Consider the following 23243-nt stretch of genomic DNA (forward strand, 5'->3'; position numbering starts at 1 on the left):
GACCGCCGTCGTCGGGCTTTGTGGGGGACGAGTTTTTGTCCAGATACGGGGACTTCAAGGGGTCTTAAGTCGCTCTAAATGGACAAAAACTGTGACGGGTGGGTGCTTAGGCGGTGCGCTTGGTAGGCGCCACAACCTTGATGACGGCGGAGTCGTCGGCGGCGGCGAGGCCCTGGGCCTGGCCCAGGAGGTACAGCTGCTCGGCCGCGGCGGCAACGGGGGCCGCGAGGCCGGCGGCGCGGGTGGCTTTGCCCACGATGCCCATGTCCTTGACGAAGATGTCCAGGCGGGACAGCACCTCGGCACCTTCCTCGGTGTAGGCCTCGAGGATGCGCGGTCCGCGGTTGGACAGCATGAACGAACCAGCGGCGCCGGCTTCGAGGGCCGCAAGCGTCTTGGCCTGGTCCAGGCCCAAGGCGTCGGCGAGGGCCATGGCCTCGGCGGCGGCGGCAATGTGGACGCCGCAGAGGAGCTGGTTGACGGTCTTGAGGGCCTGGCCGTCGCCGGGCTTGTCGCCCACCACGGTCAGGGTGGAGGCGAGGAGCTCCAGTGCCGGCCGGGCCTTTTCCCGGGCCTCGGGCGAGGCGCCCACCACGATCAGCAGATCGCCTTCACCGGCGCGCTTGGGGCCGCCGGACAGCGGCGCGTCCACGAGCTCGACGCCGTATTCGGCGAGCTTTGCGACCGTGGCGGGGATGGCTTCGGTGCCTACCGTGCTGCCGAGGATCACGACGGCGCCCGGCTCCAGGACGGAGGCTACGCCGTTCTCACCGAAGAGGACGTCGTTGAGCTGCTCGCCGTTGCGGACCGCCAGGAGCAGGGCGTCGGCGCCCTTGGAGGCTTCGCGGGCGGAGGCGAAGGTGCGGATGCCGGCTTCTTCGGCCAGCTTCAGGCGGGGCTCGGCGATGTCGAAGCCGTGGACGGTCAGCTCGCTGGCCAGGCGGGTGGCCATGGGCAGGCCCATGGCGCCAAGGCCGAGAACGGTGATGGTGTAGCTGCTGGTGGTCATGGTGTTCTCCATTGAATTTTGGCGATATGTGGGGCGGGTGATCAGAAGGTGTTGCTGAGCTTGCGCGTGACGTCGGCGAGGGACTGGTCATCGCCCACGTTGCCGGCGAAGACGATGTACGGGATGCCCTTGGCCGGGCCGTCCACCGGCTCCCACAGGCTCACGATGCCCGGGAGCATGGGGCCGCGGACAATCGCGTGCCGGATTTCCAGGCCGTGCGCGGCGACGTCCGAGGACGTGATGCCGCCCTTGGCAATCACAAAACGCGGCGGGAAGGTCTTGAGCGTGCGGTTCACGACGGCGACGACGGCGGCGGACACCGTACGGGCGATCCGCAGGCTTTCGGTGACGTCGTCGGTCCTGATGAGCAGGCGGCTGGTGTGCACGATGACGTCGCCGCTGCGCAGCGCCGCGACCACCTCGTCCACGGTCTCGTCGAGGTAGGTGGCTGCGTTGTCTGTTTCGGTCTCGGCCGCAAGGAGTTTCTCGACGTCGATTTCGACAATGCGCGCTGCGCTGTGCTGCTCAGTGAGTGCCTTGAGCTGGCGCGTGGTCACGCCGACGTGCGAGCCGACCACGATGAGTCCGCCGGCCTCCGAGGGGGTGTTGCCGGCGTAGGCCTCTTCGCCGCTAAGCTCGGTGCGGATTTCCTGGCCGATCCGCGCACGGACGAACGGCGGGCCCACACGGTACAGCAGCTTCTTGCCGCGGCGTTCGGCTTCCTCGAGACCCAGGGACAGGGCACGGAGGTCGTTTTCGGAGACGATGTCCGCCACGATCGGGGTGGAGTCGGTGGCGGAGTCGATGGCATCGGCGATGGCCTTGGCGGAGATCTGCGGATCGCCGTCCGGACCTGCAGCGCGGATGATGTTGAGGTCCAGGACGATCACGGAGTCCGCGGCGAAGCGGCCCTGGGACTTCTCCTCTACGTACTTCGCCATTTCCGAGTTGGCGAAGCCGAAGGAGGCGTCCTTGGCGAATTCGGTCTCGGCCACCGGGGTCAGCTTGCCGGCGTCGGCCCCGGTGCCGCGCATGTAGTGCACGCCACCGATGGTCACGCGCCCGGCGTCGGGGAACGCCGGAATGATGACGACGCCGTCGGTCTTCTCGCCGCTGACAGCCGCCACGGTGGCGGCGATGACATCCGGTTCCAGCGGGTAATGGCCGCGGAGGGTGGAGTCGCTGCGGCTGACGAACCCAAGCCGGAGCTGTTCGCCTTCGGTGGCGCCTGCGGCGGCCAGGGCGTTACGGACGATTTCCTCGTTCCGGGCGGCGGCCTCGGCCGGGTCCAGGCTGCGGGTATTGGTCAGTACGTAGACGGCGGGCTTGGTCTTATTCTCCCGGATGTGGTTGTAGGCCCAGGTGAAGTCGGCCACGTCCCAGCGGGTGAGGACCGGCAGGTCCGCAACGGACTGTGTGCCGGTGGGGTCGTCGTCGAGCACTACGAGCACTCGGGGTGAGGCTGCCGACGACGCCGCTACAGCGTCGGCAACCAGCTCAGCGGGAATCTGGACCTCTGCCGGGAAGGCGGCCAGTACATCTGCTTCAAGGGGCACTTTGCACTCCGTTGTGTATGAAATCTCTGCTGCGGTTAGGTACTTGTAAGATGTCTGACATCTAACATTTGAGTGCTAGTGTGTCACAAGGCACAGGGACGCGCAAGTAGACTTGTCGGACAAATCGACGCTCACTGCGGAACGGGGGAAAATTGGCACGGAAATCACTGGTCGGCGTGGTGGCCGATGAACTCCTTGACCGGATCATTGCCGGCGAGTTCCCGCCCGGGGCCAGCGTCCCCGGCGAGCTGGAACTAAGCGCGAAGCACGAAGTCAGCCGCATGACCGTGCGCGAGGCTATGAAGACGTTGGAAGCGCAGCGCATCCTGAGCGTGGAGCGGGGACGGGGCACCTTCGTTAATCCGCTCAACCGCTGGGCCTCGCTGGAGGCAGTCCTCCGCGCCGCTTCCGAGGGCAAGAATGACGCATCCGCGGCCATCCAGCTGATTGAGCTCCGCCGGATGCTGGAAACCGGGGCCTGCGAGCTGGCAGCCGGACGGATCAGCGACGCCGGGATCAAGACACTCCACGGCTACGTGGCAGCCATGCGCAAGGCTCACGAGTCCGATGACCTGCCCGCGTTCGTGGAAGCTGACCTCGCCTTCCACGACGTGATCCTGCGTGCCTCCGAGAACGTTTTTGTGGCGGTCCTGTTCGAGCCGTTGCACCGTGTGCTGGAGAAGCGCCGGACACAGACCTCCAAGGTCCGGGAGATCCAAGAACACGCCATCGGCCACCACCAGGCAATCGCCGACGCTTTGGAATCGCGGGACCCCGCGCGCTCCCGCAACGCCATGGACGCCCACATGCAGCAGACCCTGGATGACCTGAAGACGTACGTGCTCGACGCGAAGAGCGCCTGACGGCTTTCCGGCCAGACCTACGCGGGCCGGCTACGCGAAAGAGGCGGCCCGGCGGGCCGGCTACGCGAGGGAGAGGAAGAGCTTCTCCAGTTCAGCCCTGTCCAGGCTGGGGTCCTCCTGCTGCATGCACTGCTGCAGGCCGGTGGCAATAATGGAAAATCCAGCCCGGTCCAGGGCGCTGGAAACCGCGGCCAGCTGCGTGACCACGCTCTTGCAGTCGCGGCCCTCCTCGATCATGCGGGTCACAGCCGCGAGCTGCCCCTGCGCGCGGCGTAGCCGGTTGATGACGGGCTTCATGTCGGCGGGATCGAGTTCCATTGCATCCTCCGTGGCTTCAAGTCTCCATTAAGCTTATACCCCCCTTGGTATTTCCTGTGCCTGTCTCCGTGGCCTGGAGCACCGCCACCGGGGCGTCGCGGGCAGGGCAAATTGCGCCCTTCGGCCCTGTTTTCCGCCGAAATAGGGGGTCACGATGGGAGCGTGAGCACGTTCAGCATTCCCGGACCGGCACGGACACCGTCCGCGGCACGCACTCCCGCGCCTCATCCGTGGAACCGCTTCGTGGCACTGGGGGATTCGTTCACCGAGGGCTACGGCGATCCGGAGCCGCGGAGCCCCGGCGGTGTACGGGGCTGGGCTGACCGGGTCGCTGAAGAGCTAAGCCTGGGGCACCGGGACTTCGCCTACGCCAACCTTGCGGTCCGGGGCCTGCTGCTCCAGCAGATCGTTGATGACCAGGTGGGTCCGGCACTTGAACTAAAGCCTGACCTGGTCACGCTCTCGGCGGGCGGCAACGACCTCGTGTTCCGGGGCAGCGATCCGGACAAGCTGGCGGAGAAGCTGGATCCGGTAATAGGACTGCTCAGTGCCACCGGCGCAACGGTGGTGCTCTTCACCGGACCGGACTGGGGTAACACCCCGGTGTTCAACCGCATCCGCGGCAGGGTGGCCATCTTCAACGAAAACCTCCGCACCATCGCGGCCAGGCACGACGGCGTGGTGGCCGACCTGTGGAGCCTGCGTCAGCTGACCGGTCAGCAAATGTGGGATCCGGACCGCCTGCACTTCTCGCCCCTGGGCCACCACACCATCGCGGCCATGGTGCTGGAGACACTGAACGTGCCCCACACCCTGCAGCCCCTGCAGCCCAAGGTCCTGCCCACGGGCAGCTGGAGGCAGGCCAGGAGCAGTGATCTGGTCTGGGCAAGGGATTATCTGTTCCCGTGGGTGCTGCGCCGGGTACGGCAGCGCCCCACAGGTCCGGGCCTGAAGGCAAAACGCCCGGAGCCGGGCCCGGTGTTTGGGCCCGGGATGCCGCACGGCCCGCTTCCCGCCGGCCCCGACCGCTGAGTGCCGGCCCCGACCGCTGAGTACTGACCGCTGCTTGCTGGCAGCTGCGTCCTAACGTCTCGTTTCCCTCGGCTGGCATATCCGGTGGCCGCAGCGAAATGCTAGTCGTTCCGCCCTCCGTCCGCTAATCTGCAGGGACGGCCCGCAGTTCCGGGTGTCAATGGAGATTATGAGGAGCGAAGTTGTCGAATCACACCTACAGCATTTCTGAAATTGTCGGAACTTCGAATGAGGGCGTGGATGCCGCCGTCCGTAACGGGATCGCCGAGGCCGCAAAGACCCTCCGCAACCTGGACTGGTTCGAGGTCAAGGAAATCCGCGGCCACCTGGCAGACGGCAAGGTGGCCGACTGGCAGGTAACCATCAAGCTGGGCTTCCGCCTGGAGCGCTGAACCAGCCGAATCACCACGGGCCTGAATCACGGCAGGCTGATTACAGCAGGGCGGGGCCGCCTCAGCGTGAGGTAGCGCCCGCCGTGTTGCGGCGCCAGACAGTGGGCGAGCCGTTGTAGGACGGAAAAATGTGTCCTTCAAAGAACGTCTGTCCGTCATGCGGTGCATCTTCAGGAGCCCACAGCCCGGACACCGGGCAGTGGGTTCCTGTGGCGCCGGAGGTGGCTACTCGTTCTCGGAGCAGTGCGATGCGCTTCATCGTTGAATCCCATCCTTGGTAGTGAAAGGTCTACCCCAAGGCTAGGAAACCGGCCGCGCTCCCCCAATGGGCGTTCGTCCAGAATCACCCCGGTTGATGGGGCGGCTGCACAGTTGCTCCGGAGTCGAACGTATTGGTCAGGGAACGCAGGCCTTTGCGGGTTCGGGCGTTGCCTGGCCGTTGCTGCGGCGGATCACTACTTCGAGACAGGTCTGCTCGTCCGCGACGGCTGCCAGTACTGCCCGGGCCTCGCTGGAACTCGTGTACTCGCCCGACTGCAAAACGGACACCGCACGCCACATGTACACGTCCCCGTCGGCCGGGGCGGGGTTTTCCCACGTGAAGGTCACGCTTCCGCCTGCCTTCGTTCCCGTCAGCTTGGCCGGCGCCGGAACCACGCTGCCCGGCGCCACCGGGTCCAGCGGTCCGTCAAGGCCAGGGCTGGCGTGCGGCACGCTGGGTGTTGTGGGGGCGCCGTTGACCACCACGAGTCCGGTCACTGCGGCAGCCGTGAGGACGCCCCCGGCGGCCAGCAGCAGCCACTTGGGCCGGCGGCGGGGCTGAGGATCTTCAGCACTGTCGGGCACCGGCTTCGGTTCAGCGGGCCGAAGTTGTGTGTCCTCCACCGGCGAAGGCGTGAACGGTGCAGGACGGTCCCATCCCATCCGGGATTCAGTTGCGGGAACGGCGGCAGAAGCAGCCGGCGGCGGCACGGCGGAAAGGGGCCCGGCGGCGCTCCCGTCAGCCCTGCGCGCAACGGTGGTATTCCCGTCTGCTACCGGCATGGTGGACTGTTTCGCCCAGGCGCCTGCCGAGGCCCGGGCCGCTGTGGCGGAAGACGTGGTGGAGGTGCCCGTGGACGTTGTGGCACGCGGGTCGATCGAAACCACGCCGCGAATCCGGGTTGCGTCTTCGCCGGAGTCGTCGCCGGGGTGATCGGCGTCCTGGCGGTCGTCGAGCACTTCAAACCGTGTCACGGCGAGGCTGAGCTCGGCCTGGACCCGCTGCAGTGCCAGCGCAAACGAGTGGGCGGACGGATATCTTGATTCGGGCTGCTTGGCCATCGCCGTGGCCAGGACCTGCTGCAGGGATTGCGGGACATCGATCCGGCCCAGGTCGGGCAAAGGACTGGTCGCGATCCGGGACATCAGGTCGCGCTGCGATTTGTTGCCGCCCGGAACGGCGAATGGAGAATGACCGGCCAGCAGGGTGTACACCGTGGCGCCCAGTGCCCACACGTCCACCATCACGCCATCGGCATCCGAGCGCTGGAAGGCTTCCGGCGGGGACCACGGGATCGACATCCCGCCGTCGTCGTCTGCCGCGGAGTCGGTAGTGCCGGAAATCCCAAAGTCGGTCAAGGCCGGGCGGTTATAGTCCGTCACCAGGATGTTGGCCGGTTTGATGTCCCGGTGGACAATCCCTGCCCGGTGGGCGGTTTCGACAGCGGACGCAACCTGGATACCCACAGCGAGGGCGTCGTCCACGCTGAAGCGCTGCCGCCGAAGCCGGAGGTCCAGGTTGGGCTTGGAACAGTACTCCATGGCCAGGTAGGAGTGTCCGGAAGCCGTGACGTTCGCTTCGTAGATCGTGACAATGAACGGGTGCGTGGACAGCTGCGCCATCAGGTTTGCCTCGGACTCAAATCGGCGCCGCGCGCCGTCGGTCTTCAGGTCCGAGAGAAGAACCTTGACCGCGACCTTGCGCCGCGGCCTGTCCTGCTCGTAGAGGTACACGTCGGCGAAACCGCCGGATCCGAGGTGTTGCACGTACTGGTAGCCCTCGATGGCCGGCGGTGCAGCAGGTCCGCGTCTTGCACTCATGTCAGTTCCTCCAGAACGAATCCTGCTTTAGCCACGTCCGGTCCCCTTTCCGGGCCGCTGCTCCGCCGGCGTTTTCCGTAGCCGCCGCATGGGCGCCACCAGTCGTGTCCGCAGCGCGGCCCCCAGCGTCCGCAGCTGCGAGCGGACTCCGCCCTCGGCAAGCGACCTGAGGGAGAACTTGGCCCGCTGCCGCTGCCAGAACCCTACTGAACCCGTCATCTGTTTCAGGGACGAGTCAACGTCCGCCCAAAAGGCACGGATGTCCTCGTCACTGGGATCCCCCGCGGCGAAAATGGCTTCGTCCGCACGGTGGGCCAGGAGCACGGTGGTGGAGCCGCTGGCGGGGAATGCTTCGGCGAGGTTCGCGGCGTTTTCCCGCCGTGTAGCTCCGGCGGCAACCCGGGTGCCCAGGTCGCTTGCCGTGCTCATGACCTCGCTCCAGCCGCCGCTGATGCGGTCGGCAGCAGTTCCGCCGGACGCGCGGCGTTTCCGGCGGCGCAGCTTCAGCCAGGCGATGAGGGCCAGGGGAAGGAGCAGGACGGCCACCGGGATCAGGCCAATGCCGATCGCCATGAGGATCGGTCCGAGGAAGGCCCAGAGGCCCGGCTCGTTTTGTTCGGCGTCCTGCGCCTCAGGGGCAGAGTCCGGTGGCAGTTCGGCCGGAGCCTGCGGCGGCGGGGGCGGTTGCAGGACCTGGGGCTGGGGTTTGGACTTGGGCTGCGGGTCCGGCGGAATGGGGACGTTGTCTTCGGAGGGCGTCGGGTTGAAGGGGACCCAGCCGGCGCCCGCGAACGCCACTTCGACCCAGGCATGGACGTCGTCGCCAGTGATTTCCACTGTGCCGGGCTTTTCCTGTTCCTTCGGTTCCTTCGGATCCGGGTAAAAGCCCATCACCACCCGCGCGGGAATGCCCAGTTCGCGGGCCATGAGTGCCATGGCCACTGCATACTGCTCGTCATCGCCCACCATCTGCTTGGCATTGAGCATGGAGGAGATGCGCTGCGCACCGTGTCCGGACAGGCTCCGGGCCTCGCCGTCCAGCCCATGGCTGAATGCTCCCTGCTTGGACAGCGCCGCTTCCAGTTTGCGGACCCGTTCAATGGCCAGCGAAGAGTCGCCCACAATTTCGTTGGCCTTGGCCGCCACGATCGGCGGCACGCTTTCAGCCGGGGGCAGGGGCACTGCGGCAAAGTCCGCCTGTTCCAGCTCGGAGTCCGTGGGAAGCGCCGGGTACGCGACCGCCATGCTGTAGCTGTCCCCGGCCTGGAGCCTGGCCGTGGTGATGGCGGTGTCCGTTGCAGCGTTGAAGAAGAGTGAGTCGTCCAGCTGCCTGGACCGGGCGCCGCCGAAGTCGACGCCGTGCAGGTTCCCGCTGGAAGGCAACCAGACGCCCTTGTACGCTTCCACGGTAACCTCCACCGGTGCGTTTGTTGCCGGTGAGGCAGCGTCGCGGGCGTCCGGCGTCTGGCCGGCAAGCCCGATTGCGGCTGAGTTGCTGATGGGAGAAAAGTTGCTGGAGCCGCTGCCGTAGACGTCGAACACCACGCCGTCATAGGAATCCAGCGTTGCCAGCCGGATCCGCGCACCCTCGGGAAGCCCGGTCACGGCCAGCAGCTTGCTGTCCTTCTGGTTCTTCACATAATCCCGGAAGCTGGCCAGCGGGCTGGAATAGTCGCGGAGATCCAACGGCGGAACCACCACGTCGCGCAGGATCTGGCGGGTGGTGGAGGCCGTCAGTGCCGGAGATGCTGCCAGCGCCACGGCGCCAGCCACGCCCAGGACCCCGGCCGCAAAGAAGGCCCGTCGCAGCCGGGCAGCAGCGGTCGGCACCGACGGTGACGCCTGGCCGCCGACGACGGCTGCAGGTGCGGCCGCTGCCCGGCGGCGATATGCCAGCCAAACCACCGCGATGGCAACAAACAGCATGCCGCGGACAGCAGCCAGGGATGTTTCGTGGGTGCCCATCGCCGTCGCCAGGAGGAGAAGTGCCGCCGCCGGGAGCACGGACCACGCCGGCCTGCGGAGCCGCCAGGCCATGGTGCCGGCAAGGAGGGCCGCGACATAGGCGCCGAGGAACGGGACCACGAGCAGGCCATTCCCTGCTCCTACCGGCGCGGCGCTGGTGAGGAGCTGCTTCCAGCTGAGGACCACACCGGCGATGACGGTCCGCAGCGATTCGGGTGACGGCACTACGCCGGCGATCGCCTGGCCCGGGGCGGCGAGGCTGCTGCCGAACACCAGGTAGGCCAGTACAGCCAACGCCAGGGTCAGGAGGATCCCCAGCCGGTGCCGGGCCGAAAGGGCCGCGAGGGCCAGGCCCAAGGCAATCCCGCCGAAGCCCGCGAGCAGGAAGCGCCAGTCGCCGGCGAAAGTGGAGTAGAAACCGAGAATCCCTGCGGCCAGCAGTGCGCCGAGGGCCGCTGCATCCGCCCAGAGCGTGGGCGGCCATAAAGCGGGAAGCATGCGGGCAGTCCGTCCCTTGGCCGGGCCCTGGTCAGCGCGCCGGGTCATGCCACAGCCTTGACCAGCAGGCGCGGAAGTTCGGTGAGCTCTCCGAGGGTGAGGACCGTCAGGTCACCGATGGCACGGCGGTCCAGGGCGGCGCCGGCCTGGCACCGGATGGCGAAGCAGCGCACGCCGGGAGGCGCCGACGCCGCTGCGGTCCTGAGCTGCCCGGGGGTCACGGACGTGCCCAGCACCAGGAACATGACGGAGGCGTTGGGGACGGCATCGCCGGTAAGCCGGGCGACGTCCGTGGCCGTGGTGCGGGATTCCGCACCCACCAGGCGGGTCATGCCGTCGAGCAGGACACGGGCGGTGTCGGTGCGGAGCCGTCCGTCCTGCGTCATAACGCTGATCTCGCGCTGCTCGCGGATGGCCTGCTTGCCGATGGACGCGGCCGCCGAAATGGCCAGCTCCAGGTCTTCCCCGGCGGCATATTCGTCAAGGTTGGTGGAGAGTGCCATGGCCAGGTGGGAGCGCCGGGTCTCTTCGAACTGGCGCACCATGAGCTTTCCCGTCCGGGCGGTGGTCTTCCAGTGGATGTGGCGCCGGTCATCGCCCGGAACGTAGTCGCGCAGGGCGTGGAAGGACACGTCGGCATTGGTCAGGTTGGTGGTGGGCATGCCTTCCAGGTCCCGGATGAGCCCCTCGGCGGAGCCTGCCAGGGATACCGTGCGGGGGTGGACGAAAAGGTCCACGGCGTCGGTGAGGGTGACCTGGCGGCTCAGCAGCCGCAGCGGGTCCGCGCGGACGGACCGGACCGGACCCACTTTGATCACCGAGCGGACGGCCGTGGGGATGGTGAAGAGATCCTCGTGGATGTCCTCGGGCCTGAGCCGCGGGACGGCGAAGGAGGCAGTGCCGGAACCCACCGGAAGTTCGATGGCCGCCGGGAGCAGCGGACGTGCCGAGATGTTGGACACGGTGATGCTGCCAACTGCCATCTCCCCCACCTCCACGCGGGTCTTGGCCAGGTCCATGGCCACCCCGTAGGACGTTCGGCCCACCACGAAGACGGCCGCCACAAGGATCAGCGCCAGCGCTGCCGCGGCGGCAGTGATGGTTTCCTCCCAGCCCAGGAGGGCACCGATGATCCCGAAACCCAGGCCGGCGGCCAGTACCTGCCAGCCCAGCACAGTGACCAGTTCAAGGGCTGCGGGCCGGGCAGCCAGCAGTGTACGGCCGAGACCGGCGACGGCGGGCGAAGTTCTAGGCATGAATCGCATCTTTCGGACGGCAGTGGGGTTTTAGGCGCTGACCGGCTGCTGCAGAGCAGCAGAGCCGCAAACAGTCCTCAGCATGGAGGTACTCCGGAGTCGACAGGGCCGTCGCTGGGACGAATCCAGAGATTGTTGATGGCCTTGTACCAAATCGAACTGGTAGTGCCCGTGTCCTGCCCGGTGCTTCCGTCGTAGATCTTGTACGCGGCACCGTTTGTCACGCATTGGAGCTGCACTCTGGTATTTTCCTCGACGAACTGACCGCCCCCGGCGGCACAGTTCGCGCGAGTGTCGGACGCCGTGGTCTGGTTCGATGGCCATTCGCACGTCCCGGGGCTCTTGGAACCGTTCTGCACAGTCATGTACTTCGCGGGCGCGGTCTGACCGGAGGCACTGGCGGAGGTCCGCTGCCCCAAATCATCGACTGTGGTCACCGTGATGCTGACGGATTGGTCATAGCCGTTCCCTGCCGTGACCGAGCCTCCACCGGCGCCCAGGTTCCCCGCTTGTCCGTCCGAAGCCTGGTACTCCAGCCGGACGATGGCCCGGCCGTTGGTGGCGACCGCTCCGACGTCGAAGCGCACTGCCGTGGTGACGGTTACGGGGTTGACGCTGGCCGCGAAGGGCTTGCCGTACGGTGCCACCTGGTTGGAGTTGGTCACCGGACCTTCGAAGGTGGCACCGTCCATGCTGTTCACCGCGCGCACGCCGATGGTGTAGTTGCCGTTGTTCGGCACGCCGCTCCGCACCACCTTGTCAGCTGCGAGGGCCAGGAACCCGCCGCCGTTGACCTGGTACTGGTAGGTGGGGGTGGCCCCGTTTCCGGCGGCCGGCTGGAAGGTCAGCTGCACAGCGTTGTCCAGCGGGTCCGCCTGAACGGCCGGCACAGCTCCAGGGGTGCCGAAGGCGCGCCGGGGATCCGACGGCGGGCTGGCCGCCGAGCTGCCGGCCTTGTTCTTGGCCACCACCGTGAATGAATAGTCCGTTGCGGAGTTGCCCACCGTCATGGCAACGCTCAGCTGGCTGCCGGACACAGTGCTGCTCGTTACGGCGGTGCCGCCCTGTACGGCCGTGACCGTGTACGTGTCGATGGGGGCGCCATTCGCTGGCGCAGCCGCCCAACTGACGGTCATGATGGACTCCGAACCGCCCGAACTGGACCGCGTGGTGCCGGGCTTCCCCGGTGCGCCCGGCAGGCCGGCGGGAATCTCGCTGGCAGAGTACGCACTCCAATCCGACGGTTCCGGTGCCTTGTTCGAAGCCTGGACCCGGACTTGGTACGGAGTGCCGTTTTCGAGTCCGGTCCATCGGAACGACGTACCGGCGATGTTGCTGGTCCGGACGTTCCCGCCGGGCGGCGCCGGCGAAATCTCCAAATTGTAGGTTTCGACCGGTGAGCCGGGGCTGTTGGGCACAGACCAGTTGACCGTGAGTTCCTTGTCCCCGAACACCAGGGTGGGTGCGCCCGGCGCATCGGGTTTGGCATCCGGACGGGCGGGTGCAGAGGCAGGCGACGCCGGGGAATCTCCCACCTCGTTGGTGGCGATCACCGTGAAAGTGTATTCAACGTTATTGGTGAGCCCGCTGAGCGTACAGGTGGTGGCAGGGCATTGCTGGGAGAAGCCGCTGCTGCCCGAGACTTTGTAACCGGTGATGGGCGAACCGTTGCTGGCCGGCGGGGACCAGTTCAGGACCACGGTCCGGTCCCGCACTTCACTCACGGTGGGTGTGGCGGGAGCATCGGGCTTGTCCTTGACGGTGAGCCGGACCCGGCCATCCACTTCCCGTTCGGCGTCCTGGGTCTTGTCCTGGACCCGGTACCGGACAACCAGTGTCCCCACGAAATTCTCCGCAGGCGTCACGGTCACCACGCCACCGTCCACGGTGGCCGTGCCTGTGCCGGTTTCAACGATGGCACTGAGGATCTTCAGGGGCGAGTCCGGGAACGGGTTGCTGTCGTTGTCCAGGACATTCACGCGCTCAGCCTGGCCGGCCCGCGCACTGGCGACCACGTCATCGTTCACACCGGCCAGCGGGCGCTTGGACGCCACAACCTGGACGTTGACGGTGCCGCTGACGGGCGCGCTCCGGCCATCGGTGACGCTGACGGCCACGGGGAGACTGGCCCCCTTGGGGGCGCCGTCGGCCGTTGCCTTGAGCGTGCTCCCTTCGAGGGAAACCTTGAGGCCGGCGGGAGCAGCCCCGGAGAGCGCAAAGGACAACTTGTCCTTGTCTGCCTCGTCGACGTCGCTCGCCACTTGGCGTAGGTCAAGTACCGCTTCCTCGCCCGCTGCTGTCTCCATGCTGCCGCCGGCGAAGACGGGCGCGTGGTTGCGGGCGGGATCCGGGAGGACGCGGATCCCGATGGTCAGGACGGCCATCCTGCCGTCGGGATCGTCAACGCTTGCGCCGTCGGTCACCTCGAAGGTGACGGCCGCCGGTCCCGAATAATCGTCCGCGGACGTGAACAGCAGTGTTGTTCCGTCCTTGACCAGCGGGGCACCGTTGGAGGCCACGGCCTGGACCTTGGCGTCCTGGGTGATCCGGGGAGTTTTGCCCGAACGCACCACCACAAGCTGCTGCAGGTCCATGGTGAGCTGCTGCCCGCTGACGACTTCCAGCGGGGCGCTGCTCTTCAGCGCCGGGCGCTGCTCTTTCAGCCCGGGGAGCATGATGAACGCCGTCGAGGACAGCTTGTCCACGTCGGTGACGGTGTAGGGGATGATCTGGGATTCATCGCTCAGCGTTATGGAGACAGTCCCGGTGCCGGATACGCGTGCCGTCGGCGCGGGCTGCGGGAAGCTGATAGCCAATTCGCTGGCCACGCCGTCGGCGTCCTCGTCGTTCTTGAGGACAGGAACGTCCACCGCGGTTTTGCCCAGGGTTTCGGCAAAGGTCACGCGGTCGTCCCGGGCCACCGGAGGCAGCTGCGGCGCATCGCTGCGGACCTCCACCTTGAGGGTTCCGACGGCGGCGCCTCCGCGCCCGTCGCTGATGCCGTAATGGACAATCACCGTTCCCGGCGCGGCCGGGGCGGTCAGCTGGACCCTGCCGTCCTTGACTTCGGCGGCCAGTTCCGGCGCGGCTTCGAGGCCGTCGGCGGCCAGGACCACGGAGTCGCCGTCGGGGTCGGCGTCGTTGGCGAGCACGTCCGCTGCGACATGGCGTCCGGGGAGCACGGTGATGGTGTCCTCGGCCGCCACCGGGTTCTGGTTCGTACCGGGTGCGGGGGCAATGCCCACCACCACGGAGGCGGTGGAGCGTGCGCCGAAGCGGTCTTCCACCACGTAGGAGAAGAGGTCCTGGCCGGAGGCCTTCTGGGAGGCGGTGTACTCGATCCAGCTGGCGCCCACTGTGGCTGTGCCCTTGCCGGGGGCCTTTTCCAGCCCGATCAGCGTCACGGAATCCCCGTCCGGATCGATGCCGTCCAGCGGGATGCTGATGCGGGAGGTTTTGCCGGCGATGACGCGGGCAGTGACCTTCTGCGGCAGCGGTCGTGAGTTCTGCTCGGCGCCGCCGCCGCGGATGTGGATGGTGACCTGGGCGGAGTCCTCCTGCCCGTCCGGTCCCGTCACGGCGTAAATGGCGTGGACGGTCTTGGGGGTGGGGCCGGCCTTGAAGCGCAGCACGTCTCCGGAGACTGCCAGGAGGCCATCGGCGGGATCCACGCCCTGGACCAGGACAGGGTTCAGTTGCAGCTTGGAGCCGTTGGGGTGGCTGTCGTTTGCCAGGACGCTGATGGTGGCCACGTCGTTGGCGCGCACAGTGATTTCATCCGCGGCCGCTTCCGGGGGCTGCAGCTTGCTGGGGGCCGGGACGGGCACCACGGTCACTTCGCCGGTGGCACTGGCCGTCCCGTTGGAAGCCGTGTAGGTGAAGCTGGTGGGGGCGGTGAGGCCCCGGACGTCCGTGATGCGCAGGATGTGGTGGTCCAGCACGGCCACGCCGATCGCGGTGTTCTTCGGCTGGCTGACGGACTGGATCACCAGGACGCCGCCGGCGGGATCCGAATCATTCGCCAGGGCATCAATGAGCACCTCGCCGCCCACCGGCAGCAAGGCAAGGTCCGCCACGGCCACCGGAGGCTCCGCGCTTGCGCCGGCCGGGCTGATCTCGATCCGGATCAGCCCGGCGGAGCTGGCCGGACCGTTGGTGACAAGGTAGGTCAGGTAGTAGGTGCCGGGGTTCGCGGCGCGGAAACCGAAGGTGCCGGACTGGTAGTCGGGCGTAACAGTGAGCTCCGGCGGCGTGTCCACCCGGGTGAGGCGCAGGGCGCCGCCGGTCGGGTCAACATCGTTGGCCAGCGGGGACACCACCAGGTCCTGGCCGGCGATGCCGGCCGCGTGGTCGGCGTTGGCCTTGGGCGGGAGGCTGCCCTTGGCACGGACATCAACTATCAGTTTGCCCTCGGTCCGGGCCTGGCCGTCGGACACCACCAGGAGGACTTCCTTCCGTCCCAGGCTGGTGCCCACGTCCTGGAAAGTGAGCTGGCCATCCGGGCGGATCCGGACCTGGTCCCCCTCGCTGGAAGTGGTCGCTGACATCAGGAGGAGGTCGTCGCCGTCGGGATCTATCCAGTCCGTGAGCATGTTCTGGCTGATGCTCTTGCCCTGCTCCAGCAGGATGGTGGGGACGCGCTTCTGGGTGGGGCCTTCGTTGGTGGCCCTGTCCTTGACGGTCAGGGTGACCGTTGCGGTCGCCGTTCCGCCGCGGCCGTCATTGGCCTGGTACTGGAACGACGCCGTTCCGCTGGCGTCCGCCGGGACGGTCACCTGCATGCCGGTTCCGTTGTAGACGTTCTGCAGGCTTCCGACGGCGGGCGCCTCGCCTTGCAGCCGGGCGGTGAGGACATCGCCGTCGGGGTCGGAATCGTTGTCCAGCAGCGGCAGCAGCGTGGTACGGCCCGGGCGGACACCGAACTGGTCGTCCACGGCGGTGGGTGGACGGTTTTCCTTGGTGCGGTCCGGCAGCGTGTCCACCGGGTTGTTGTCCGCTGCGTCCTCGTCCTGGTCATCTGACTTGTCCGGCGGCGGAATGACATCGTCCCAGTTGGAGACAAGGCGCATATTTTCGGTCACCAGCCACACGTCTCCGGAGTACACGTCATTGAGCACCACCACGTTGCGGTTGACCCGGAAGACGAAGTCGGCGCGGGAGCCGGTGGAGGGGATGTCCTGGCGAGCGTTGTCATTGGCGTTGTCGCAGTCCCGGAGGTATTTTCCGGAGCCGGCCCAGGCCGCGTACAGGCAGGAACCCAGGCGCACCGGCGCGGCCGGGGCTCCCGCTGCGCCAAGGTCGGTGACCGTGGCGGCCGATCCGTCCAGAGGTTGTTTGACCAAAGCCTTTGCGGTGGCCACGGCCACGTAGGACGCCCCCGGACCGCTCTGCTGCAGCTTGGCGCCGGAGGGGTCTGCCAGTACCACTTTCTTGCCGCCGGGCAGGAAGAGGGATCCGGTGGCGGTATCCAGCACCACCGGTTTGTCCCCGACGGCGGCGATCTGGGCGTTTTCAATGTTGCGGAGGGCGCCGTGCTGCTCGGTGTCCCGGGCAGCGACGGCACCGGAGGCGTCCAGCTTCAGCGTGATGATCTCGCCCTTGGAAGGGTTGGCGGCGTAAACCACGTCGTCGGCTCCGACGGTGGCTACGATTCCCTTGGCTTCCGTGAGGACTGGCTCAGCGGAGGCCGCGTCGAAGGATCCCAGTGCGTTGCTGTTGGTAAGCCAGAGAGCGCCCTTTTCCCGGCTGGCCAGGGCGATTGATTTCTGTCCGAAGCTCACGTCCACGGGCGAGGGAAGGGACTGCGGCTGGCCGAGGGCAACGTCGGTGACGCTGACCGGACTGAGCGAGGATTGGCTGTGGTCCGAGAGGAAGACGGTGCCGGCGTCCTGCAGCACATCAAAGTCAGGGCTTGCGGCGAGCAGGCCGCCGTCGAGGAGCTTGGACTGGTAGTTGAGGTGGCCCACCAGGTTCTTGCTGGCGTTGGTGACCCAGACCCCGCCGTCGTTCAGGTCAACCTGCGTGACCGTGAACCCCGGATAGATCACCGCCGCAGCGGCAACCGCAGCCAACGTTGAAAATGTGGTTGCCGAGGCCAGAACACGCCTCTTTCGTTCCACCCAAGAACGAACGCCCATAGCTCCCCCATTCCATAGGTAGCTGAATCCTATAGGAGGGCCGGCCGCTGGGCCTATTCGTCAGGGGTGCGTGCTTCGCTGCCTGTCACAAACGAAGGTGTGGTCCCCGGCGCCGCATCTGCCTCTCCGGCACCGAAACTGCCCAGCAGCGTCAGGGAATCGGCCGACGGCGAACCCGGCTTCGCGGAAAACACCCGGAGGATCTGGTCCGGGTCGTCCGGCAGCACCAGGTTTTCAAAGTTCAGTTCCAGGTCCCCGACCACCGGATGGTGGAGCCGGAGGCTGCCAGCGGACGGCGCGGCCACCCTGTGCCCTGCCCACCATTGGCGGAAATGTTCGCTGTGCACCGCGAGCTCGCCCACCAGTTGATTGGCCTGGGCATCGTTCGGGTGCCGGCCAACGTCCACGCGCAGGGCACCGACGGCTTCGGCCGCCACGGTCTTCCAGTCCCGGAACAGGTCGCGGGCACGGGGCTCGAGCATGAGCCAGCGCGTCAGGTTCCGCTCCCCTGCCGGCATGGCAAGGAAGTCGGCAAACAGCAGGAAGGCCAGGCGGTTGCCGGCCAGGACATCGCTCCGGCGGCCCAGGACCAGCGCCGGGACGTCGCCCACTGCGTCCAGCAGCTGGCGCAGGGCCGGCCGGACGCCCTGGGCCGGGATCGGCGGCCGCTGCGATTCGGCGCAGTTCTCCAGCAGGTCCATCATGTGGGCGTGCTCGCTGGTGTCCAGGCGCAGCGCCCGCGCCACGGAGTCCAGCACGGCCCTGGACGGGTGGATGTTGCGGCCCTGTTCCAGGCGCGTGTAATAGTCCGTGCTCACGTCCGCCAGCCGCGCTATCTCCTCGCGGCGCAGCCCGGGAACCCTCCGGGCACCCGTTGTGCCGGGCAGCCCGGCGTCCTCCGGCTTCAGCCGTGACCGCATGGCTTTGAGGAATTTTCCAAACTCGGCGCTCTGACCCATGCCTTCCATTGTGCACGGCCGGGAAGCCCCCTTTCTACAACGAAGGTAGGACTGCCAGTCCTAGGAAAAACAGGAACAGGCAGTCCTACTGACAGGGCGCCGGAAAGTGCATAGGCTCGATGCATAGCCCGCATGAAAGCGGTTTCCCGTGAGCCCTACGACCGGAAGAACTGATGATGTCCCAGACGCACCAGACCACCATCCCGCAACTGACCCTCAACAATGGCGTTCAGATCCCGCAACTCGGCTTCGGCGTGTTCCAGGTGCCGCCGGAAGAAACGCAGCGCATCGTCGAGGACGCGCTTGAGGCCGGCTACCGCCACATCGATACCGCCGCGGCCTACCGTAACGAGGCAGGCGTCGGCGCTGCCATCGCAGCCTCAGGCATTCCCCGCGAGGAACTCTTCATCACCACCAAACTGCGAAACGGCGAACAGGGCACCGCGCACGAGGCCTTCCAGAACAGCCGCAAAGCACTGGGAGTGGAGTTCGTGGACCTCTACCTGATCCACTGGCCCGTGCCGTCCCAGGGGCTCTTCACCGAAGCATGGAAAGCGATGGAGAAGCTGTACGCCAACAGCCAGATCCGCGCCATCGGCGTCTCCAACTTCCTTCCGGAGCACCTGGACACCCTCCTCCCGGCAGCGGAAGTGGTCCCGGCCGTGAACCAGTTCGAAATCCACCCCACCTTCCAGCAGCAGGAACTGGCAGCCAAGTGCCGGGAGCTCGGCATCGCCGTGGAGGCCTACAGTCCGCTGGGCCAGGGGGCTGACCTGAATGCCGCCGCCGTGAAAGCGCTGGCCGGCAAATACGGCGCTACGCCGGCCCAAGTGGTGCTGGCCTGGCACCTCGCCCAGGGCACCATCGTCATCCCCAAGTCCGCCGATTCGAACCGCATGCGGGAGAACCTCGGCGCCGTCTCCGTCGGGATCTCGCCCGCGGAGCTTGTGGAAATCACCGCGCTGGAGTCCGGGGCACAGGCCGGGGCCGACCCCGCCGTCGCCGCCTTCAGCCAGATGTAACCGGCCCCCGGGCCAGATACCAAGACCGCACAATCCAAAGGACCCTCAGCATGCAGTACACGCACCTTGGCCGTTCAGGCCTGAAAGTATCCCGCCTGTGCCTGGGCACCATGAACTTCGGACCGCAGACCGAAGAAGCGGCCGCGCACTCCATCATGGACGCCGCCCTGGAATCCGGCATCAACTTCTTTGACACCGCCAACGTCTACGGCGGCTCCGGCAAGCACGGCTGGACCGAGGAAATCATTGGCCGCTGGTTCGCCCAGGGCGGCGAACGTCGCGAACGCACGGTCCTGGCCACCAAGCTCTACGGCACCATGACAGACCGGCCCAACGAGTCCAAACTGTCCGCGCTGAACATCCGGCGGGCCCTCGACGCAAGCCTCAAGCGGCTCCAGACGGACTACATCGACGTCTACCAGTTCCACCACATCGACCGGAACACACCCTGGGACGAGATCTGGCAGGCAATGGAAGTGGCCGTCCAGCAGGGCAAGATCCTGTACGCGGGCAGCAGCAACTTTGCCGGCTGGCACATCGCCCAGGCCCAGGAATCCGCGTCGCGCCGGCACTTCACCGGCCTGGTCAGCGAGCAGTCCATCTACAACCTGCTCACCCGGAACGTGGAGCTGGAAGTCATCCCGGCCGCGCAGCAGTACGGCCTGGGCCTGATCCCGTGGTCGCCCCTTCACGGTGGCCTGCTTGGCGGCGTGCTGAAGAAAGAGCGCGACGGCGTCCGGCGCACCGAGGGCCGCGCGGCCGAGACCCTCAAGAAGCACCAGGAGCAGATCCGCCAGTACGAGGACCTGGCCGACGACCTCGGCCACGAACCCGGGGACATTGCCCTCGCCTGGCTGCTGCACCAGCCCGCGGTCACCGCACCGATCGTGGGTCCGCGCACGCAGGAACAGCTCGACGCCGCGATCCGGGCCCTGGACGTGACGCTCGACGCCGATGCGCTCAAGCACCTCGACGACATTTTCCCCGGCCATCGCACCGCCCCGGAAGACTACGCCTGGTGAGTCTTCCCGCAACGGTGGCGGCGCCGTCGGACATCCTGTTCATCGGCGGAACCGGCGTGATCAGCGCGGCGGCGGCGGAGCACGCCGTCGCGCTGGGTCACCGGCTCACCATCCTGAACCGCGGAAAGTCCGCCGACCGCCCGGCGCCGGAAGGCGCGCAGGTGGTGACCGCCGATATCCGGGACGCCGCAGCCGTCCGCGAGGCGCTGCGCGGCCGCGAGTTCGACGCCGTGGCGGACTTCATTTCCTTCACCGCCGACCACGTTGCGGCCGGCATTGAGCAATTTACGGGCCGGACCGGCCAGTACGTGTTCGTCAGCTCAGCCTCCGCCTACCAGAAGCCGCCCGCCCGGCTGCCGATCCTGGAGTCCACCCCGCTGCGCAACCCTTTCTGGCAGTATTCCCGGGACAAGATCGCCTGCGAGGACCTGCTAATGCGGGCCTACCGCGACGACGGCTTCCCGGTCACAGTGGTCCGGCCCTCCCACACTTACGACCGCACGAAAATTGCCCTGCTGGGCGGCTGGACGGACATCCACCGCATGCGCGGGGGCCTGCCGGTGCTGGTCCACGGGGACGGCACATCGCTGTGGACGCTGACGCACAGCCGGGACTTCGCCAAGGCGTTCGTGGGCCTGCTGGGCCGGCCGCAGGCAGTGGGCGAGAGCTACACCATCACCTCCGACGAGTTCCTTCCGTGGGACCAGGTGTACCGGCTGTTTGCCCGGGCGGCCGGCATCGCAGAGCCGGAGCTGGTGCACGTGGCCTCGGACACCATCGCCGCGCACGACCCCGCACGCGGCCCGTGGCTGCTCGGCGACAGGGCGCACTCCGTGGTGTTCGACAACTCGAAGATCAAGTCGCTGGTGCCGTCCTTCCACTCCTCCATCCCATTCGCGGACGGCGCCCATGAAATTGTCCAATGGCACGATGCCCACCCCGGGCTGCAGCAGGTTGATGCCGGTTTTATGGAACTCAGCGACCGGCTCGTCGGCTGGGCCCGCCGGCCGTAAACGGACGGTTGGAAGACTGTGCCGTTGGACATCTGTGCAAACCGACTCCGATAGGAAAGACTCTATAAATGGCACTTTCACCAGTGATTGAGCTCAATGACGGACACCGGATTCCCCAGATCGGGCTGGGGACCTGGCCGCTGGACGACAAGCAGGTGGCCGCCGCCGTTGTGCAGGCCGTGGAAGCCGGTTACCGACATATCGATACTGCGGTGAAATACGGCAACGAAGCGGGAGTGGGTAACGGCGTTCGTTCCAGCGGCCTGGACCGCTCCGAGATTTTCATCACCACAAAGCTGGACGGCGAGTTCCAAGGGCAGGACAGGGCCGTGGCCGGGCTGGAAGGATCGCTTAAACGACTCGGGCTGGACTACGTGGACCTGCTTTTGATCCACTGGCCGCTCCCCCGGCGGGACGAATTTATCTCCACCTGGAAAACTTTTGAACGTTTGCAGGCAGACGGCAAGGTGCGGTCAATCGGTGTCTCCAACTTCAAGCCGGCGCACCTGGAGAGACTGATGGACGCCTGCGATGTTGTGCCGGCCGTCAACCAGATCCAGGTCAGCCCGACGATCACCCGGATAGTGGATATTGCCTATAACCGGCGGCATGGAATCGTCACTGAGTCCTACAGCCCGCTGGGCGCGGGCAGCGACCTCCTGAACGCCCCAGTACTGGGAAGGATCGCCCAAAAGCACGGCAAGACCGCCGGCCAGATCGTCCTCCGCTGGCACGTTGAGCAGGGCCTGGTTGCCATCCCCAAGTCGGCCAATCCACAACGCATGAAAGAGAACCTGGGCATCTTCGGCTTTGCCTTGGATCCGGACGACATTAATGCAATCGCCACGCTGGATGGAGGTGACGAGTCCGGAGTGAATTCTGACGTCCAAGGCCACTGAAAGCCGGCGCTCCGCAGAAATTCACAGGTCCGCCGACTGGAAGATTAATACTAAGCATGATTAGTATTAGGGAGAAGGATGAAGCGTGCCCGGGATCCGGGCACCTCCTCAATGAAAGAAGAAGGAACGATAAAATGGGTTTTTTCGCATTTCTGATTCTGGGCCTCATCGCCGGAGCAATCGCTAAGGCAATCCTCCCTGGCCGGCAGGGTGGCGGCATCATCATGACGCTCATCTTGGGCGTCGTGGGTGCATTCCTGGGCGGCTGGATTGGCAGCCTGCTCTTCGGCGTTAGCATCAACGAGTTCTTCTCGCTGTCCACATGGCTCCTGGCCATTGGCGGTGCGATCATCGTCCTGCTTGTTTACGGCATGATCACTAAGCGCACAGCCCGCTAAAGCGGAGTCTGGCCTGAAAAACGGCCCCGGGATTCTTTCCTGGGGCCGTTTTTTCATTCAGGGCTCTAGGCTGTGGCCATTTGTTGGTGGGCAACCACCTACACGGTCCGCCCGAGTACGGAACCTTCTCACGGAGCAGGAGTACAACATGAAAGCAAAACTTCTTTTTGGTACAGGCATGGCAGCGGGCTTTATCCTCGGATCCAGGTCCGGCCGCGCCGCCTACGAGAAAATCAAGGCACGCGCTGCCGCCCTCTGGGACAGCAAACCGGTCCAGGACAAAGTGGCCGCAGCCACCGAGGCGGTCAAGGAAAAGGCGCCCGAAGTCTCTGACCAGCTGACTGAGGCGGCCCGCCGCGCAGGCACGGTCATCAGCTCGGCCGTGCACCGGGACAACGCGGCCGGCTCCGGCAAGAACAGCACCAAGGACAGCCAGGCGAAAGCCGGTGATTCCAGCACTGGGAGCGATCTGCCGGCGGGCGACTACGTCCCGTCGCACAGCACGCACCCGGAGACCGTCAACCTGGGCACCTCTGACACCAGCACCCCGGGCACCGGCACTCCGGACGTCACCAGCGACCCGGCGTTGAATGATGCAACCGGCCAGGACTGGTCCGACGAAGGCGGCGCTACGCCTGCCGGGGCCGCCACGAACACGAACCCCGAGCGGACTTCCAGCTAGCTCCACGGGGTCCATCCTCAACAGCACGGGGTCCTCCCGGCCGGATGCGTTGTCCGGCCCGGGAGGACCCCGTTCCTGTGCCAGCCCAAGATTCCTTGCCCGAAGTCAGCAGGAATTTTAGAATGTGGGTGGCTAAGCAG

Annotated in this window: 18 protein-coding genes; 9 read left to right on the plus strand and 9 right to left on the minus strand. The window is 66.6% G+C overall.

Annotated features, from left to right (window positions below; genetic code table 11):
- Positions 1 to 106: 106 nt before the first annotated feature.
- Together J2S97_RS08415 and J2S97_RS08420 are read right to left on the minus strand one after the other, a co-directional pair.
- A complete protein-coding gene (locus J2S97_RS08415) occupies positions 107 to 1009 on the minus strand; it encodes an NAD(P)-dependent oxidoreductase (protein ID WP_307048268.1) in 903 nt (300 codons plus the stop codon).
- A 41-nt stretch (positions 1010 to 1050) separates the two neighbouring features.
- On the minus strand, positions 1051 to 2565 hold the full coding sequence (locus J2S97_RS08420; RefSeq protein ID WP_307048270.1) for a four-carbon acid sugar kinase family protein: 1515 nt from the start codon (positions 2563 to 2565) through the stop codon (positions 1051 to 1053).
- A 152-nt stretch (positions 2566 to 2717) separates the two neighbouring features.
- Here J2S97_RS08420 and J2S97_RS08425 point away from each other — a divergent pair, with 152 nt between their 5' ends.
- A complete protein-coding gene (locus J2S97_RS08425; RefSeq protein ID WP_307048272.1) occupies positions 2718 to 3428 on the plus strand; it encodes a FadR/GntR family transcriptional regulator in 711 nt (236 codons plus the stop codon).
- Between the two features lie 60 nt (positions 3429 to 3488).
- Here J2S97_RS08425 and J2S97_RS08430 read toward each other — a convergent pair whose 3' ends face one another.
- Positions 3489 to 3746, minus strand: a complete 258-nt coding sequence (locus J2S97_RS08430; protein ID WP_028270603.1) for a metal-sensitive transcriptional regulator — start codon at positions 3744 to 3746, stop codon at positions 3489 to 3491.
- Between the two features lie 162 nt (positions 3747 to 3908).
- Here J2S97_RS08430 and J2S97_RS08435 point away from each other — a divergent pair, with 162 nt between their 5' ends.
- Positions 3909 to 4778 carry an SGNH/GDSL hydrolase family protein gene (locus J2S97_RS08435; protein WP_373460523.1) on the plus strand — a complete coding sequence of 290 codons (870 nt, stop codon included), beginning with the start codon at positions 3909 to 3911 and terminating at the stop codon, positions 4776 to 4778.
- A 182-nt stretch (positions 4779 to 4960) separates the two neighbouring features.
- Complete coding sequence (locus J2S97_RS08440; RefSeq protein WP_104173833.1) at positions 4961 to 5170, plus strand: dodecin; 210 nt, start codon at positions 4961 to 4963, stop codon at positions 5168 to 5170.
- Positions 5171 to 5231: 61 nt separating this feature from the next.
- Here the strand turns inward: J2S97_RS08440 and J2S97_RS08445 are convergent, their stop codons facing one another.
- The 6 genes from J2S97_RS08445 to J2S97_RS08470 all read right to left on the minus strand — a co-directional run bounded on the left by J2S97_RS08445 (position 5232) and on the right by J2S97_RS08470 (position 18067).
- Positions 5232 to 5429, minus strand: coding sequence for a hypothetical protein (locus tag J2S97_RS08445; RefSeq protein WP_307048275.1), 198 nt, complete (start codon positions 5427 to 5429; stop codon positions 5232 to 5234).
- 137 nt (positions 5430 to 5566) lie between these two features.
- Complete coding sequence (locus J2S97_RS08450) at positions 5567 to 7252, minus strand: serine/threonine-protein kinase (RefSeq protein ID WP_307048277.1); 1686 nt, start codon at positions 7250 to 7252, stop codon at positions 5567 to 5569.
- A 27-nt stretch (positions 7253 to 7279) separates the two neighbouring features.
- A complete protein-coding gene (locus J2S97_RS08455) occupies positions 7280 to 9763 on the minus strand; it encodes a transglutaminase-like domain-containing protein (protein ID WP_307048278.1) in 2484 nt (827 codons plus the stop codon).
- Positions 9760 to 10971: a DUF58 domain-containing protein gene (locus J2S97_RS08460; protein WP_307048280.1), complete on the minus strand. Its 1212-nt coding sequence runs from the start codon at positions 10969 to 10971 to the stop codon at positions 9760 to 9762. The genes J2S97_RS08455 and J2S97_RS08460 overlap by 4 nt, the downstream gene beginning before the upstream one ends.
- Positions 10972 to 11048: 77 nt before the next feature.
- Positions 11049 to 17042: an Ig-like domain-containing protein gene (locus tag J2S97_RS08465; protein ID WP_307048282.1), complete on the minus strand. Its 5994-nt coding sequence runs from the start codon at positions 17040 to 17042 to the stop codon at positions 11049 to 11051.
- Between the two features lie 119 nt (positions 17043 to 17161).
- On the minus strand, positions 17162 to 18067 hold the full coding sequence (locus tag J2S97_RS08470) for a helix-turn-helix transcriptional regulator (RefSeq protein ID WP_307048284.1): 906 nt from the start codon (positions 18065 to 18067) through the stop codon (positions 17162 to 17164).
- A 176-nt stretch (positions 18068 to 18243) separates the two neighbouring features.
- Here J2S97_RS08470 and J2S97_RS08475 point away from each other — a divergent pair, with 176 nt between their 5' ends.
- The 6 genes from J2S97_RS08475 to J2S97_RS08500 all read left to right on the plus strand — a co-directional run bounded on the left by J2S97_RS08475 (position 18244) and on the right by J2S97_RS08500 (position 23103).
- A complete protein-coding gene (locus J2S97_RS08475; protein ID WP_307048597.1) occupies positions 18244 to 19089 on the plus strand; it encodes an aldo/keto reductase in 846 nt (281 codons plus the stop codon).
- A gap of 50 nt (positions 19090 to 19139) precedes the next feature.
- Positions 19140 to 20111 (plus strand): aldo/keto reductase, encoded by a 972-nt coding sequence (locus tag J2S97_RS08480; RefSeq protein WP_307048286.1) that lies wholly within the window; start codon positions 19140 to 19142, stop codon positions 20109 to 20111.
- Positions 20105 to 21124 (plus strand): NAD-dependent epimerase/dehydratase family protein, encoded by a 1020-nt coding sequence (locus tag J2S97_RS08485; protein ID WP_307048598.1) that lies wholly within the window; start codon positions 20105 to 20107, stop codon positions 21122 to 21124. Before J2S97_RS08480 ends, J2S97_RS08485 begins: the two co-directional genes overlap by 7 nt.
- A gap of 68 nt (positions 21125 to 21192) precedes the next feature.
- Complete coding sequence (locus tag J2S97_RS08490; RefSeq protein WP_307048288.1) at positions 21193 to 22023, plus strand: aldo/keto reductase; 831 nt, start codon at positions 21193 to 21195, stop codon at positions 22021 to 22023.
- Between the two features lie 134 nt (positions 22024 to 22157).
- Positions 22158 to 22421 (plus strand): GlsB/YeaQ/YmgE family stress response membrane protein, encoded by a 264-nt coding sequence (locus J2S97_RS08495; RefSeq protein ID WP_307048289.1) that lies wholly within the window; start codon positions 22158 to 22160, stop codon positions 22419 to 22421.
- Positions 22422 to 22569: 148 nt separating this feature from the next.
- Positions 22570 to 23103 (plus strand): hypothetical protein, encoded by a 534-nt coding sequence (locus J2S97_RS08500; RefSeq protein ID WP_307048291.1) that lies wholly within the window; start codon positions 22570 to 22572, stop codon positions 23101 to 23103.
- Positions 23104 to 23243 lie beyond the last annotated feature (140 nt).

Origin of the sequence: Arthrobacter oryzae (assembly GCF_030812315.1) — a bacterium.
Taxonomy (GTDB): domain Bacteria; phylum Actinomycetota; class Actinomycetes; order Actinomycetales; family Micrococcaceae; genus Arthrobacter; species Arthrobacter oryzae_B.